Source organism: Sphingobacterium paramultivorum, assembly GCF_014109745.1.
Lineage (GTDB): Bacteria > Bacteroidota > Bacteroidia > Sphingobacteriales > Sphingobacteriaceae > Sphingobacterium > Sphingobacterium paramultivorum.
Genome location: NZ_CP058555.1, coordinates 4,987,784 through 5,003,266 on the forward strand (window position 1 = coordinate 4,987,784; position 15,483 = coordinate 5,003,266).

The window sequence follows — 15,483 nt, forward strand, 5'->3', positions numbered from 1 at the left end:
TTAGGTCAATAAGAAAAATTTAGTTTTAGCGACGAAGTAAGGGGATCGATCGCTGAAAGGTAAAATATAGGCATAAATAAAAAACGGAAATCCCAATCAAGTTGGAATTTCCGTTTAACAATTAAAATATTTTTTCCTGAAACGAATTTTTAGAGAATAGTTATTTTGTCGCTTCGCTCCAAGTGGCAACCTTTAACATAGTAAATATATGTAGAAAATATTTAGTTCTGTCAGATTACTTTAATTAGTTTTCCACATTGCTAAATTTTGTCAACATTTTAGCTTTTGGAAAACTTATAATATATAGGCGCCATACATTTAAGATGCTGCAATACAACGATATTTAGGATAAGATAGATTCTCTGCTACCTTCAAAAAAATCTGGATTGGTCTAAATCTAATTGCATATTTGTTTGAAAAATTTCAATTGATGTTAGTTTCTATGCTTCAAATGCTCAAAAATGACAGGAACAACCTTTAAAGAAAGTTTCACAAGAATGCTTTTTTGGGCAAAGACTATTTATCAATCGCACCTAGAACACGCTTCATAAACATATTTAACGCGTCTTTTTTTGAGTTGCCTTCTTTAATCAATTTATCAACCTCTACAGCTCCGTATAGGTTTGAAATCAATTCACCAAGAACGTCAAGTTCTTCATCTTTCAAAGGAGCCTCGGTTAATGCTTCCAGTGTCTCGATTGTTTCCAAGACATAATCTACATCATTCTGCTCGATGAACTCTGTCAAATGCTTAATTACTGGTAGTTTCATTGAATAATTCTACTAATGCGTCTAACTTATTTGTTTGTACCTGATTGACTAATTTACCATTTTTAAAAGCGGCAAAAGTGGGTAGGTTATTGACATTTGCTAGTTTGCGGGATTCAGGGAACTTTTCTGCATCAGCAATAACAAAAGGTACACTATCATTTTCGCCAGCCAATTTTTTGAATTTTGGTTTCATGATTTTGCAGTTACCACACCAGGTGGCGGAGTACTGAACCATAACAATATCGTTATTGTTTACAATTTCTTGTAAATTATCGTTTTCTAATTCTTGTAACATGATTTTATTATTAAGGTGATTGTTGGAGAAATCAACAGGAGCTGGGAAAAGCTCCTGCTGATAAGACGCTGTGGTCTTGTATTGTTAGTGTTTAGCTAAATAATCAGCTACACCTTTTCTATCTGCGTTCATGGCATCTTTACCTTCTTCCCAGTTTGCAGGACACACTTCGCCAAATTTCTGTACGTGAGCGTAAGCGTCGATCAAGCGTAAGTATTCTTTAACGTTACGGCCCAAAGGCATGTCGTTTACTGATTCATGGAATACACGGCCAGTTTCATCGATCAAGTAAGTTGCTCTATAAGTAACTGCAGAACCTTGTGCCAATGTTCCGTATTCAGGGTGTTCAACTTCTTGAACATCTAAGATTCCCAATATACTTGATAAGTTGCGGTTAGTGTCTGCCAAAAGAGGATATTCAACACCTTCAATTCCACCATTATCTTTTGCTGTGTTTAACCATGCAAAGTGTACTTCATTTGTATCGCAAGAAGCGCCGATTAAGACTGTATTGCGTTTTTCAAACTCAGCAGCTGCTTCTTGGAAAGCGTGTAATTCAGTAGGACATACGAATGTGAAATCTTTTGGATACCAAAACAAAAGCACTTTTTTACCTTCTTTAACTGCTTTTTCAAAAATGTTGATTTGTAAATTGTCGCCTAAATAATCAATTGCATCTACTGTAATGCTTGGAAAACTTTTACCTGTGAAACTCATAATATATCTTTCTTTTTTTTGTTGATACAAAGATACAGCAACTCGATGCAAAAAGCGAATTGATTTTACCAATACACTATCGTCAAAATCTATTATGACTAGATTATAACAATAAGTTTTTATTATAATAATGATAACTTGATCTGGCGAAGAACAGACCATTTGAATGTTTCTTGAAAATAAATGAATTAATACTGGGGTAGTTACAAATTTATGCCCTAAAATAATTGCAGTTTTGCAAATCAAAAGCTACTTTTGCGACGTTCAATTCTAGAACAACACAATGCTGGAGGGGTTCCAGAGCGGTCAAATGGGACGGACTGTAAATCCGTTGCTTCGGCTTCGAAGGTTCGAATCCTTCTCCCTCCACCATTTTTCATTTTCTAAATCCAGTTTATCTTACAGGTTCTAAATTTGCGTTTGATCTAGACTATTTCATAGTAGATGAAACCGATTTAATATTGATTTTGGCTATTGTGGATGTTAATCGCTTAGTAAAACTAGTCTATATAGGGGCTACCTCTCTTTTTTAAAAAAAATATAACAGGATTTTAGACTAGCTATTGACTTATATATAAAATAAACCTAAGTTTGGCTTCTGAAAAGGCCCCGTAGTTCAACGGATAGAATAGATGTTTCCTAAACATTTGATAGCAGTTCGATTCTGCTCGGGGCTACTGAGAAAAGCGATGGATTTCCATCGCTTTTTTTGTTTAGTGCCTAATAGTTTTTCTTTTCTTATCAAAATAAATACGTAATAGAATTGTAAATTTTTAATAGAATGTTTATTTTCGGATCATTATTTACACATACAGCAATTTTACTTTTGGCCTGTAATTCTGTAACATACATTGAATGGGAAAATTTTTATTGTACCAATTTAGAAAGGTATATGCAGCTAATCCTGCTTTTTTTGTTTGCTTTGCCATTTGGATGGCCTTAATGACAGCTATAGTTGTATTTATTCCGAAGGGAGATTCATTCCATTTTGTGAATACACGTCATGCATTTTGGGCCGATATTCTTTTTACAATACAGACCTATTTTGGAGATGGTCTTTTTGTTATAGGTGTATTTATTGCTTACTCCTGTACACAGCAGTGGAATTTTGCTCGAGCTATCCTCGGGACTTATATCTTTTCAGGGCTGATCTGTTGTGTACTGAAAAACCTTTTCGATGCCGATAGACCGGCAACGGTATTTCATGGAGACCCAACATTCCATGTTGTTTCTTGGTTGCGTGTAGCGCACTTTAACTCCTTTCCTTCTGGACATACAACTTCGGCCTTTGCAATGGCGGCTACGTTAGCCATTATCTCAAAAAATAGGGCTTTTGGGATAATTTTATTTGTTCTCGCTGTATTAACGGGTTACTCTCGGGTGTATTTGGGCCAGCATTTTGTGGAAGATGTATGGTTTGGCTCCATCTTAGGGACAGGTACGGCTTGTTTTTATCTATTGGCAATGCCTTATGTTTTAAGAAGTAAACGTATGTCATTTAGCCTGAGATTTCTTCAGGTCAAAATCTAAAGTGCAAATTCGGTAAACATGTGCTTTGATAGATTAGGCCGGGCGTGTTTCTTTAAATAAAGATAATCGTCCAACCATCATAAACATCAATAGGCCGAAACAGGCAAAAACACCGTAAGAATAGCGTAGGCTAAAAGCTTCAGCAATATATCCAATTAAAGGCGGTCCCATTAAAAAACCCAGGTAACTGATGCTTGAAACCATGGCTAAGGCTACTCCAGATGGTACATTTTTGTTCTGCCCAGCAATGCTGTAAATGGAAGGGACGTTGCAGGCCACGCCTATACCTACTAACATAAAAGCGAGGGTGCAGATGATAAATTCAGGAAAAATAACCGATGTCATCATTCCGACGAACATCAGCAGACCACTGTATTGCAGGGTTCTTTTTCTACCTAATTTGCGAATGACAGCATCACCAACAAAGCGCCCAGTGGCCATCATAATCATAAAAGAAGCGTAGCCAACGACAACAAATTTTTCGGGAGCTTGAACGATCTCCTTGAAATAGACCCCACTCCAGTCAAACATAGCACCCTCTGTTGCCATGCTGAAAAAGCCGATAATGCCGAGTTGAAGTAGGCCACCTTCCGGTTTAGAGAAAAAACTACGCTTTTCCTTTTGAGGAGATTTGCCCGGAACCAAATACTTTTGGTTGATTAGTGTATTCGCTGCGACAATGACTAATATGATTAAAAAATGGTAAAAGGTGTTCAGACCCAAATTCATCGTTAACAAGCCGACTAGTGCACCTGTGAAGCCAGCGATGCTCCAGGCTCCATGAAAAGAAGTCATTATTGATTTTTTGAAAATCTGTTCAGTTGCAACGCCTTGCGTGTTAACGGAAATATTACACATATTGCCGGTGACACCAAACAGAAATAATATGCCCCCCAACTGCCAGGCATTCTGTGCAAAGGGGATGGAGCACAGGACCAAGGTATAAGCGATGGGCACAATACGCAAAACACTTGCACTGCCATATTTTGTGACCAGCTTTCCTGAGAGAGCCATTGTTGCAAGCTGCCCAACAGGAAGCATTAATAAAATTGTACCCAATTGCCCCTCACTTAAATGGAGATGAGCTTTAATAACGGGAATTCGACTTGCCCAAGATGCAAACGCGATCCCTTGGCAAAAAAAGAAAAGTGATACCGCGATTCTTATGCGATTTCGTTTGTTATAAAGATCTTCTTCTGAGTGAGTTAACGTTGCGTCCATAGTTTCTGATTTGAGGGTGCAAAGTTAAGGATAAGTATCCCATTAAAAAATATAATGATTCAAAAAATACTTAAACTTTTAGGTTGCAACTTTTAGGTTGCAATAGGGATACAGAAATATGCCTATTTTTAAATTGTTCATCGATTTGTTGATAATTATATGCGATTATTTTGATAATTATCTTCTACTTCAATCTTCCGGTAAGAAAATAATACGATGTCCTTCTTGAATTTGGCTAAATCATATTTATTCAATATGATATGTTTTGCATAACCATTCCTTGTATAAGAACCGGAAAGAGACACATTTGTTTCAGTCTATTTTCAGGCATGTTTCAATTTAAGAAGATATTAGATGTTGAAGTCAGAAATAGGCCGATTAGGGACCTCTAGCTCATTAGAAAATAAATACCTATGAATAAGGGGAAAAGGTCTACGATAAAATGCTGAAATAGTGAAGAAATAAAAATATAAAATTCTTCATTATTTCATATTGGTTTGTTCAATACCTATTCTACCTTTGTATTGGCAAACAATTATTAGCCTCCTAGATAAAATGATAAAAAAACTAATCTTAAGCACAGTACTAGCTTATGCTGGAACTACCTGTGTTATTGCGCAGCAACCCACATTTTTGTCCCATCCGACGTTGAGTCCCGATGGTAAGGAAATGGTTTTTAGTTACGAAGGTGACCTTTGGAAAGTAGGGAGCCAGGGTGGTGTTGCAGTTCGGCTGACAGGAATGGAAGGAAATGAGATCAATCCACGAATTTCCCCTGATGGAAAATGGCTAGCGTTTTCGGCCAATCAAAATGGTAACATGGACGTCTATGTGATGCCTTTGGCTGGTGGAGATATACGGCAGCTTACATCGCATGATGCTTCGGATGAAGTAGACAGCTGGAGCTGGGATAGTAAGTCACTTTATTTTACGTCATCGCGTTATAATAGAATGAGTGCCTTTCAAGTTGCTTTGGATGGCGGAACGGCAACAAGGTTGTTTCCTCATGTCTTTAATTATATCAGTAATGTAGTGCCAACACCTTCAGGAGAATTATTATTCAATGATAGTTGGGAAGGCTACAGCTCGGCCAACCGCAAACGTTATAAAGGTGCTTTCAATCCGGATATAAAGTCCTATAATCCAAAAACAAAAGCTTTTCAGCAATATACAGATTATATAGGTAAAGATTTTTGGCCGACAGTAGATCAAAAAGGAAATATTTTCTATGTGTCCGATGAAAGCAATGGTGAGTACAATCTCTATCAAATAGCGGGAAAGTCGAAAACCCAATTGACATCTTTCCCAGAGTCTATCAAGCGTCCGTTTGTCGCGGCAGATGGTAGTAAGATCGCATTTGAAAAAGGCTACCAGCTTTATATTTACGATGTCAATGCAAAGAAAACCATACAGCCCAACATCGCGCTTAACCGCAATCAGGTTCTGGGAAAGCTGAAAGAGTTTAACATTTCAGGTAGCATCAGTAATTTTGACGTTTCACCGGACGGGAAAAAGATGGCATTTGTATCCCGTGGGGAATTGTTCGTTTCGGATATCGAAGGAAAGTTTGTTCGTCAGATGCCAAGTCAAGGGGAGCGCATCATGGAAGTTAAATGGCTTAAAGACAGTAAAACATTGCTCTATAGTCAAACGTATCATGGATATCAGAACTGGTTTTCACGCACAGCAGACGGTAAAGGAGAGGTAAAACAATTGACACAAGATCTGCGTAATAATCGGGATATTACATTCAATGCAGATAAAACAAAAGCGGTATATCTCAGCGGACGTGATGAAGTTCGTCTATTGGATTTGACAAGTTTGAAGAGCCAAACAGTAGTTAGAGATGAAATCTGGGCATTTCAAAATTCTTCACCCTCATTTTCTCCCGATGGAAATTATCTTTTATTCACGGCTATACGCAATTTTGAACAGGATATCTTTGTGTATAACCTGAAAAATGAGCAAACGACAAATTTGACAAATACAGGTGTTACAGAAGCAGCACCATATTGGTCTCCTGATGGTAAATACATTTATTTTGCGAGTAATAGGACTAAGCCTTCTTATCCTACTGGTATGCAAAACTCAAGCATTTTCCGAATGGCATTGACCAACTTTGACCAACCTTATCGTAGCGCAAAGTTTGATGAATTATTTGTAACAGCTGAAAAGAAAGATACGACAGTAAATAAAACTGGTGCAACTAAGAAGGAAGATGCTACTAAGGATAAGAAGAAAAATGATGCCGACAAGGTAAAGTCAACCGCAACAACAGCAGCCGAAGCCAAGAAAGCTGTTTTGGTCCAATTGGATTTAGAAGGATTGCGTGACCGAATTGAGCAAGTCAGTCCAGCATTTGGAACACAATCTGATCCTTTGGTGATACAAAAGGGCGATAAATCCTATTTGTTCTATGCTTCCAATCATGAAGGAAAATATAGTACATATCGTACCGTATATGAGTTATTTACACCAGCCAAAAGCGAGAAAGTCACAGATGGAGGCATGGGGCAATTTGTAGAGTCTGCAGGCAAGTACTTTGTGTTGAGTCGAGGAACAATTCAGAAATATAATCTTGATTTGAATAAGCTTGATGCGGTCACAATGAGTTTTAAATTCAATCGGGATCTTGAGAAAGAGTTCAATCAGATGTTTTATGAGACATGGGCCAATCTGGAGGAGAATTTCTACGATAGCAATTTCCATGGTGTAGATTGGACCGCTGTTAAAAAGAAATATGAGAAATATCTTCCAGGCATCAACGATAGGACAGATTTGCGTATCCTCTTAAATGATATGTTGGGCGAACTCAATTCGTCACATTTGGGGTTCAGTTCTATGGGACAGGAAGAACGTAAGCCGTTTGGTTTTGTAACGAATGAAATCGGTGTGATCTATGATACAAGCAACCCTTATAAGATTAGCTATATCGTTCCGAATGGCCCCGCAGCAAAGAAAGAGGCTGATATTCATGCTGGTGATATCCTCATTGCGATTAATGGAACAAAATTGAATACGCAGGCAGATCGCGATAGTTATTTTACTTGGCCTTCACTGGAAGAAGAAATCCAATTGACCTTGAATCGTAATGGTAAGGAAATTCAAACAAACATTCGCCCGGTATCAAGCGCTGTGTTTAGAGACCTACTCTACGACCAATGGATTAGAGATAACCGAAGTCGAGTTGATCAGTTGAGTAGCAATAAGATAGCGTATTCACATATGAAAAACATGTCGGATACTGAATTACAAAGGTTCTTGATCGACATGGCTGAACAGGAGAATAACAAACAAGGGATTATTTTAGATTTACGGTATAATACAGGCGGAAATGTGCACGATGAAGTTTTACGATTCCTGTCACAACGCCCTTACTTACAATGGCAATACCGAGGCGGTAAACGTGCGCCACAAAGTAATTTTGCGCCATCTGCCAAGCCTATTGTTTTATTGATTAATGAGCAATCGCTGAGCGATGCTGAAATGACCGCTGCGGGCTTTAAAGCCCTTAAATTGGGGAAAATCATTGGTAATGAAACCTATCGCTGGATTATTTTTACTTCTGCTAAAGGCTTAGTCGACGGATCAAACTATCGACTTCCGTCTTGGGGATGTTATACCCTTGATGGTCAGGATCTCGAGCAGACCGGAGTTGCCCCCGATATTCTTGTAAAAAATACAGTACAAGATCGGATGGAAAATAAAGATCCGCAGTTGGAAAGAGCGATAAAAGAAATTCTTGACAATATAAAATAGGGAAGTAACTGTTAGAATTACTTACTGTAAATAGGCTGTCCAACTTTTTTTGGACAGCCTATTTTTTTTAACGTCTCATGTTTTTATGAATACGACCTTCTGATTTTCGCTATTTATCGCCCTTCAGCGTATAATTTGCCTCATTCGGTTAATTTACTTCATTTGGTCCCACCCTTTGCTCAGTGGAAGTTAATAGACGATTTTAAGCAGTTTTATTTTTTTAAGTACCTGTTTATCAGTGTTTAGTTGTTTTGTGCGCTGTTTCATTATGAAATTGGCGATTTTTCTGCATCCCTTCTCAAAATATAAAGCAATATGGAAAAGATTATATTACAGGTAAAAGAATCTTGCTCTGCAGATTGGGGTAAGATGACGCCACAAGAACAAGGCCGTTTCTGTGGTCAATGTGAGAAGATGGTTGTTGATTTTTCACAGATGAATGATCAGGAAATTGTGGATCAAATAAAAAAAGCCAGTAGGGGGTTATGTGGCCGATTTTATGAAGATCAGTTGATGCGCGAATTGGATGCTACTATTTCTTTTTCTAAAAACCCTATTTGGCAAGGAAGGTGGACAGGGATTGCTGCGGGCCTCCTATTGGTTGGATCCTTGAGTTTTCATACTGCTCAAGCACAAAACAAACTGACTGGAGAAGTTGTCGTTGTCCAAACAAAAACGAAAAATGATCAGATAAAGAAGCAAGGTCGGGGCAACTCATCAACAAATGATAATTCAGCGTTAAAAGGAAGCCATGATAGTACTAAGGTAAGCATAAAAGGTAAAGTTGTTTGTGCTGGAAACGATGTAAGTATGGTGGGCACAGAAGTATCCTTAGGAAATTATCGTACGAAAGTGGATGAAAATGGAAATTTTCAACTTTGGGTACCGCAATCTTTGTTTCGAGTAGATCAAGAGCTCCGTGCACAGATGCTTGGCTATAAAACTGTTGTGATTCCATTCAAAAAAGGGAGTAAAATGCAACTGGATAAACCAATAGAAATGGAAGTTAAGCCAATGATTATGGGGAAGATCGCTGTGGTGGGGACGCAAGGCAATATAGGGCGAAAGAATAAATAGTTTAATTGTCTTATTTTGGTCTGTTTTTTATCGGGCAGCTGCCAAAAATCTCGCTTGAATGTCATAAAAGTCAAAAAAATATTCTTTTCCACTTGACTTTTTCTACGGTGAACCTTACATTTGGATTATCGAATGACTTCGTAGCTCAGTTGGTAGAGCAACAGACTCTTAATCTGTGGGTCCTGAGTTCGAGCCTCAGCGGGGTCACTTTCAAAAAAGCCGTTTTACAAATGTAAGATGGCTTTTTTGTGTCTAATGCAAGTTGGATTATTACCGTTGTGCAGATATTAACTTTAAATCGTTTTTCCGGCGTCGGATGCTATAATTTTCGGATAACTAATCCAATATTTCTATCAGCTATCGCGTATTATTTCTGCTAGGAAAACATAAAACTCTTTAATCTGTTATTAATTCAGCGAATTTATTACGTAAATTTGTATTTCAGACGATAAGCTTATGGAAGACAAGAAGATTTCGATATTGTACGTTGACGACGAAGAAAACAATCTGTTTTCTTTTAAAGCGACATTTCGACTAAAGTATAAAGTGTTTACGGCAATTAGTGGTGCCGATGCAATCGATATTGTCAAAAACAACCAAATACATATTATCATTACTGATCAACGGATGCCGGAAATGACCGGTGTAGAGTTTTTGGAGGAGATTATTAAGATCAATGCAGCCCCAATGCGTATCCTTTTGACAGGGTATACAGATATGGCGGCTGTCGTTGATGCTGTCAATAAAGGAAAGATCTTTCATTACCTCAATAAGCCGTGGAGTGAAGAGGAGCTCGATCAAACGATTCAACGCGCTTATGATGTCTATGCTGAGCGTCAAAAGATTGTGGAGACGAATTCTCAACTTGAGACTTCAAATGATCAGTTGGAGTTTCTGCTGCGACAAAAGCTACTTTCCTAAAAGATTATAATTTTAGGAAAGGCAACTTTTATTTAAAATGTCTGTTTGCTTTCTGATACTCTTCGCTACAATTGCATAGGATTGCGGAAAGTGAGCGGCCTTATTTGCTCGGTATGATGACTGTAAAGGTTGTGCCCTGATTTGGCTGTGATTGCACTTCAATTTTTCCCTGTAGTTTTAAGAGTGCGTTCTGAACATTATACAGCCCAAATCCCATGCCCTTAGCTTGATCACTTGCTCTAAAGAATAATTTAAAGATATCTTCAACATACTCTGGAGATATGCCTATTCCGTTGTCACTCACAATAATTTTAGCTTTACGTTCTGATACGAATACGGAGAGTTTGACGAACTGGTTTTCCTGCCCTTTACGTTGGTATTTAAACGCATTAGAAAGAAGATTATGCAAAATTAGTTCTAGAAGTGCTTTATCGCCGCTAAAGATCTCTTTTTGATCCACTGAAATTTCAAAAGCAACATCTTTATTTTGCGTGTACATACTGTAAAACTGACGTATATTGTCAAAGAGCTCTTCGAAATTTATGGCTGACAACATAAGTTCGCCTCTTCGTAAGAGATAATAGTCTCGCAGACTGTCAATATAAGCATCTAAGCTGACCAATGAACTATCCATTAGTGATAACAACTCATGAATACGATCTATGCTGTCAAATTCTAACCCAAGTTTCACCGCAGAAAGAACCCCTGTCAATGGATCACGAAGATCATGACTAACACTATATGCGAATTTATCTAATTCATCATAAGCTTTTTGCAGCTCTTGATTCTTAACTTCTAGCATAGAGTTTGCAACATAAAATTTATTTGCTTCTTCTATAGCGGAAACGATTTCTTCATTCATCCAGGGTTTTCGGACAAACCTAAAAATATGGCCCTTGTTAACTGCATCAATTACAGTTTCCATATTGGCATAAGCCGTTAAAAGAATACGGATTGGTTTTGGAAAATCTTTTTTAATGCGGTGCAAAAAATCGATGCCCATCTCATCCGGCATACGTTGGTCACAGAAGATAATACGGATATCAGGATGAGCATGAAGGATCGTTTCGGCCTCACTCGTATTGGATGCTGTATGGATAGCGTAATCGTATCTAAAGTTCGCTTTAAAGCTAACCAAATTGTTTACTTCGTCATCGATATATAATATTTCAAGCTCCCTCTGCATAATTTTATTATATGGTTTTATTCCCTTACAAAAGATATGAAAAAATAATAGTTAATTGAACTATTTTCAGTTTATAGCGGTATTAATTGTTTTGTTGAATTGGAATGAGGAGTGTAAAACTTGTGCCCAGTCCCACTTCTGAATCTACAATAATCTTCCCATGATGTTTCGCAATGGTATTATAGGCAATGGACATTCCCAAACCAGTACCTTCGCCAACGTCTTTCGTTGTAAAAAATGGTTCAAATATCCGTTCATGGATTTCTTTTGGAATACCGATACCATTGTCTGCGATTTTGATAAACACAGCTGTATTATCCTCCTTAACTCCGGTCTCAATACATATTTTACCACCAACATCGTGATTAAACTTTTTATTTACGGCGTAAATAGCATTTGTCACGATATTCAAAAAGACTTGATTAAGTTTTCCTGCATGACATTCGACCTTTGGCATATCGCCATAGATCTTATCAACTTCAATCGTGTTATTTAATAAACTATTGAGGATAACCATTGTTGACTCCAGCCCCTCATTTAGATCGGCAAATTTTAATGTATCCTCGTCTACTCGCGAGAAGATCCGCAAACTCTTTACTATTTCGGCAGTCCGATGGGCCCCATCATGCATTCCCTTTAATAGAAAATCTACCTCTGTTTTCAGATATTCGATATCCTGGTCATCTTTGAATTTTTTGATCTGAGATTGCTTTTCAGTATCGGATATCCCTTCTTTAAAAGCGATACGCTCTACTTCCTCCAGCGTTTCCCAGATCATCTTAATATCACGTTTTAACGGAGCGACATTAGACGTAACAAAGTTGATTGGGTTGTTGATCTCATGAGCAACCCCAGCAGTCAATTGACCAAGGGAGGCCATCTTCTCGGCTTCGACAAGTTGAGATTGCGTTTCCTTTAAGTGAGTAAGAGTGGTTTGTAGAGACTCATTAGATTCTGTTAATTCACGTGTCCGCTCATCTACTTTTTGTTCCAATACAATATTTTGTTCACGTATTAACTTCTCGTTTTCTAACGAGATTGCTAATTCCCTGATTTGTGATGCTTCTTTTTCTTCTTTTAAAATATTGATACTATAGGCTAGACCGAAGGACAATAAGGCCATCTCCACAACAGATGCAATTTGTACAGCATTGCTCGTAAAATCGTTATATTTTAAGATGCCATAGTCTTTCAGTAAAAACACGACAGAACCTAATAATAAAATTGTCCAACCGTAAACAAAATATTTAGCCGGTTTATAACCATTTATCATCACACGATAGGATAAGTAAAGGACAAATAAAGACCCAGCCCCTGTTGTTAGCTGCATAACCATGAACGCTGGTTGTGTCAGGTTGAGCAGTGTAAGAAGGCTGCCAATGACAAAAAGGATGATAAAAACAGTAATCACACGTCTTGACCGAGGAGCATTTTTCGGTAATTGAAGAAATGAATCTGCAAAAAGCAGGGCGCATAGGCCTGATAAACATCCAAAGATAATAGGACCCTTTGTTGCAAAATAAATCCAATTTGGCCACAAATATTGAAAACTGTAACCTTTAATACCCATTTGTGTTATTCCTGCACAAAGGACATAAAGGACATAGTACAGATAGCCCCTTTCACGAACAGAAAAAAACAGGAATAAATTGTATATCGCCATAATACCGACAATACCAATATAGATGCCGCTTAACAAACTGTCGTCATTCATCTCTTTTAAGAAACTGCGCTCGTTACTTAAATAGATCGGGAGAATAATCTGTTCCGTACTTTTTATGCGAAGAAAAAAGATGGTCTTCTCATTTCCAGGTAATTGGATATCGAATGCATAATTAGGGACCTTATATTTTCTAGCCGAAAAAGATTGATGCTCGCCCAACTTGATCGAGTTATAATGCCCGTTTGATGACGGTACAAAAAGTTCGACCTCATCCAAGAGAGGGTAGGCAATTTCGAGCAAGAGTTCAAGCTTTTCTTTGCCCTTGTTTGTCACGGGTAATCGAAACCAGATGTCAGCGGGTGATATGCCCAAATTGGGGACCTTGCTTTCTAACGATTGAAAGGAGGAAGCTGAAGTATCTGCAAAGTTAGGCTCTCCTTTCCCGGTATAACGCTCCAGGCCATATCCGATCAATACACGCTGTGTCGGTTTATCGATAATAACCTCTCCAAAACAAGTTGAACTGCACGTAAAAATAAATAAGAAGATCAAGTTAAGCCAGCATTTCATCACTATATGCTATTTTTTTGCTTCGGCAATAACTAAATTCATAGAAACAAGGAAACAACCCGCTTCATCAGCTTGATCCAATGTGTTTTGAAATTCCTCCATTTCAGCTGTACTTAACTTCTCTTTTTCGACCATTTCCAAAAGAATTTTATCTAAGAAAAGATAGCGGTTGGCCTCTTCTTTCGAACGGGCTACCATACAGAATGTTTGCAATTGTACTTGTTTAAAGCCTTGAGACAATAAGTCCGAAGTTAATTTATTCCCAGCCCAGCCATTGTTGACTTTTTCTTCGGTCAAATAATGGCATATCTTAGCCTCAATGTCAACATGCTTACTGTAAAACGTCAGGCTATTCCAAATCGTCTCAACGATCACTAAGGGTTGACCTTCACGCAAAACACGGTGAACCTCAGCAAACATTTTTGGTGCTTCCAGCAGATGTTGTACAACGCGTTCCATTCTAATGCCAGAAATGGAATTATCTGTAAAGCTAAGTTGATAAACTTCACCCTGAACAAAGTCGACGTTCTTTACCTCTGCACTGCTTGTTTTGGCATGCTCGATTAAGGCCTTATCATGATCCAATCCAACAACAAGTACATTATGGCCCAGCATATTAGCCAAATTGATGGCATCCATTCCAGTTCCACAGCCAAGATCGACGACAACCCCCTCTTTAATCGTATTAAAAGGAGTATATGAATGTATTTTTAATTGTTTAAGAAAATCACCGGTATCCATTAAATAGCCGGCACCATAATGTTTAGTGTCCATTATAAGATATTTAAATTACGATCATCTGGTTTATGATCTAATGATGTATGTTTCAGATTTTTAATAATTTCATTTAAATCCCATTGATTGAGATTTGGAATATCGATTTGATAATGAATTTCAATCTCCTTATTCCGTAAAGTTTCTATGCGGACAATATTGGAATTATTACGAAGCGACAAAATTGCATCTTTGTTTTCTTGGTCGGCTTCAGTCAAGGTGTCTAGATTGCGCATAATCATTACGGTAGCCAATAGATCCAGCTTCGGATAATAGAATGTGCCATTATTTCCAACACTTGTATCAATGCGGTAGCCAACACTTTCTGCTAATTTCACCGTGTAAGGAGCACATAAAGCAAAGAGTGATTTAATGCCAACCTGTGTACTGATGGCGGCACCAGCTCTCGTCAAAAATATGCTGCCAATGCCATATCCAGCAATCTCCCTGGAGTTCCAAAGGCCACAACCTTCACCTGTCCCCTGTTGCGCATAATCATAAACAAGGTCTAAGATTTTAGCATCCATCGCTCCCGTGGCCTGTTCAATGGGAAGTGGTTCGCTCCCTCCCGATACGTGTATACGTACTCCACCATAGACTTTATCGCCATCAAGGGATTCTACGATCAGTACGAATGATGCGGGATTGTACATCCAGTCATTTTTGGAAGAAGTTACTTTCTTTACGCCTATAGCAGTTAACACGTGCGCGTGTCCTTCTATGAAACGTTCACAGGTTTGGGGATCGTCGATAGCCCGAAATGCTCTTAGTCTTACTACAGGACGCCCGTCGTTGAATAATAATGCCACCGAATGCTTTGATTTATCGTTTAAACGCAAAACTAATCAATTAAATGCAAAGGTGTTTACTCTTCAAATAAATTATACCGTAATGCAACCGCCTGCACCTAGTGATGGTAAAAATTGTTTGATTCCTTTATCACCTTTAAGGGCCCAAATAGCCCCTTTTAACTGATGTCATCGAAAATACATTTTATCA

At 38.1% G+C, this 15,483-nt stretch carries 12 protein-coding genes and 3 tRNA genes; 7 read left to right on the forward strand and 8 right to left on the reverse strand.

The annotated features are described in order from the left end of the window. Positions 1-516 precede the first annotated feature (516 nt). From HS960_RS20805 to HS960_RS20815, 3 genes are all read right to left on the reverse strand, one after another. Positions 517-771 (reverse strand): DUF6952 family protein, encoded by a 255-nt coding sequence (locus HS960_RS20805; RefSeq protein ID WP_046673203.1) that lies wholly within the window; start codon positions 769-771, stop codon positions 517-519. Then, positions 752-1,066 (reverse strand): thioredoxin family protein, encoded by a 315-nt coding sequence (locus HS960_RS20810; protein ID WP_046673204.1) that lies wholly within the window; start codon positions 1,064-1,066, stop codon positions 752-754. Before HS960_RS20810 ends, HS960_RS20805 begins: the two co-directional genes overlap by 20 nt. Positions 1,067-1,150: 84 nt before the next feature. Continuing rightward, the gene (locus HS960_RS20815) at positions 1,151-2,029 is read right to left on the reverse strand and encodes a peroxiredoxin (protein ID WP_228280103.1); all 879 of its coding nucleotides are present in this window, start codon (positions 2,027-2,029) and stop codon (positions 1,151-1,153) included. A 42-nt stretch (positions 2,030-2,071) separates the two neighbouring features. On the opposite strand from HS960_RS20815, the gene HS960_RS20820 reads away from it, so the two are divergent. The 3 genes from HS960_RS20820 to HS960_RS20830 all read left to right on the forward strand — a co-directional run bounded on the left by HS960_RS20820 (position 2,072) and on the right by HS960_RS20830 (position 3,313). Then, a tRNA-Tyr gene (locus tag HS960_RS20820) sits at positions 2,072-2,155 on the forward strand. Between the two features lie 233 nt (positions 2,156-2,388). Then, positions 2,389-2,460: transfer RNA gene (locus HS960_RS20825), tRNA-Arg, on the forward strand. A 178-nt stretch (positions 2,461-2,638) separates the two neighbouring features. After that, positions 2,639-3,313 carry a phosphatase PAP2 family protein gene (locus HS960_RS20830; protein WP_153847952.1) on the forward strand — a complete coding sequence of 225 codons (675 nt, stop codon included), beginning with the start codon at positions 2,639-2,641 and terminating at the stop codon, positions 3,311-3,313. Positions 3,314-3,346: 33 nt separating this feature from the next. On the opposite strand, the gene HS960_RS20835 is transcribed toward HS960_RS20830, so the two are convergent. Next, complete coding sequence (locus tag HS960_RS20835; protein WP_182330584.1) at positions 3,347-4,534, reverse strand: MFS transporter; 1,188 nt, start codon at positions 4,532-4,534, stop codon at positions 3,347-3,349. Between the two features lie 555 nt (positions 4,535-5,089). Between HS960_RS20835 and HS960_RS20840 the strand changes: the two genes are divergently transcribed. The 4 genes from HS960_RS20840 (at position 5,090) to HS960_RS20855 (ending at position 10,291) form a co-directional block, all read left to right on the forward strand. Then, complete coding sequence (locus HS960_RS20840) at positions 5,090-8,293, forward strand: S41 family peptidase (protein WP_182330585.1); 3,204 nt, start codon at positions 5,090-5,092, stop codon at positions 8,291-8,293. A 315-nt stretch (positions 8,294-8,608) separates the two neighbouring features. Beyond that, on the forward strand, positions 8,609-9,370 hold the full coding sequence (locus HS960_RS20845) for a hypothetical protein (protein WP_159729924.1): 762 nt from the start codon (positions 8,609-8,611) through the stop codon (positions 9,368-9,370). A 134-nt stretch (positions 9,371-9,504) separates the two neighbouring features. Further along, positions 9,505-9,577 (forward strand) — tRNA-Lys (locus tag HS960_RS20850). A 249-nt stretch (positions 9,578-9,826) separates the two neighbouring features. Further along, positions 9,827-10,291 (forward strand): response regulator, encoded by a 465-nt coding sequence (locus tag HS960_RS20855; protein ID WP_046673283.1) that lies wholly within the window; start codon positions 9,827-9,829, stop codon positions 10,289-10,291. A gap of 100 nt (positions 10,292-10,391) precedes the next feature. On the opposite strand, the gene HS960_RS20860 is transcribed toward HS960_RS20855, so the two are convergent. From HS960_RS20860 to HS960_RS20875, 4 genes are all read right to left on the reverse strand, one after another. After that, positions 10,392-11,477 carry a hybrid sensor histidine kinase/response regulator gene (locus tag HS960_RS20860; RefSeq protein ID WP_153847956.1) on the reverse strand — a complete coding sequence of 362 codons (1,086 nt, stop codon included), beginning with the start codon at positions 11,475-11,477 and terminating at the stop codon, positions 10,392-10,394. 82 nt (positions 11,478-11,559) lie between these two features. Then, the gene (locus tag HS960_RS20865; RefSeq protein ID WP_182330586.1) at positions 11,560-13,710 is read right to left on the reverse strand and encodes a sensor histidine kinase; all 2,151 of its coding nucleotides are present in this window, start codon (positions 13,708-13,710) and stop codon (positions 11,560-11,562) included. Positions 13,711-13,719: 9 nt separating this feature from the next. After that, on the reverse strand, positions 13,720-14,484 hold the full coding sequence (locus tag HS960_RS20870; RefSeq protein ID WP_153847958.1) for a methyltransferase domain-containing protein: 765 nt from the start codon (positions 14,482-14,484) through the stop codon (positions 13,720-13,722). Further along, positions 14,484-15,293, reverse strand: a complete 810-nt coding sequence (locus HS960_RS20875) for a hypothetical protein (protein WP_070562848.1) — start codon at positions 15,291-15,293, stop codon at positions 14,484-14,486. Before HS960_RS20875 ends, HS960_RS20870 begins: the two co-directional genes overlap by 1 nt. Positions 15,294-15,483 lie beyond the last annotated feature (190 nt).

Coding starts and splice junctions, on each gene's coding strand:
- HS960_RS20865 (WP_182330586.1), bottom strand. CDS start 13,710: ATGAAATGCTGGCTTAACTTGATCTTCTTATTTATTTTTACGTGCAGT.
- HS960_RS20870 (WP_153847958.1), bottom strand. CDS start 14,484: ATGGACACTAAACATTATGGTGCCGGCTATTTAATGGATACCGGTGAT.
- HS960_RS20845 (WP_159729924.1), top strand. CDS start 8,609: ATGGAAAAGATTATATTACAGGTAAAAGAATCTTGCTCTGCAGATTGG.
- HS960_RS20855 (WP_046673283.1), top strand. CDS start 9,827: ATGGAAGACAAGAAGATTTCGATATTGTACGTTGACGACGAAGAAAAC.
- HS960_RS20860 (WP_153847956.1), bottom strand. CDS start 11,477: ATGCAGAGGGAGCTTGAAATATTATATATCGATGACGAAGTAAACAAT.
- HS960_RS20830 (WP_153847952.1), top strand. CDS start 2,639: ATGGGAAAATTTTTATTGTACCAATTTAGAAAGGTATATGCAGCTAAT.
- HS960_RS20840 (WP_182330585.1), top strand. CDS start 5,090: ATGATAAAAAAACTAATCTTAAGCACAGTACTAGCTTATGCTGGAACT.
- HS960_RS20805 (WP_046673203.1), bottom strand. CDS start 771: ATGAAACTACCAGTAATTAAGCATTTGACAGAGTTCATCGAGCAGAAT.
- HS960_RS20810 (WP_046673204.1), bottom strand. CDS start 1,066: ATGTTACAAGAATTAGAAAACGATAATTTACAAGAAATTGTAAACAAT.
- HS960_RS20835 (WP_182330584.1), bottom strand. CDS start 4,534: ATGGACGCAACGTTAACTCACTCAGAAGAAGATCTTTATAACAAACGA.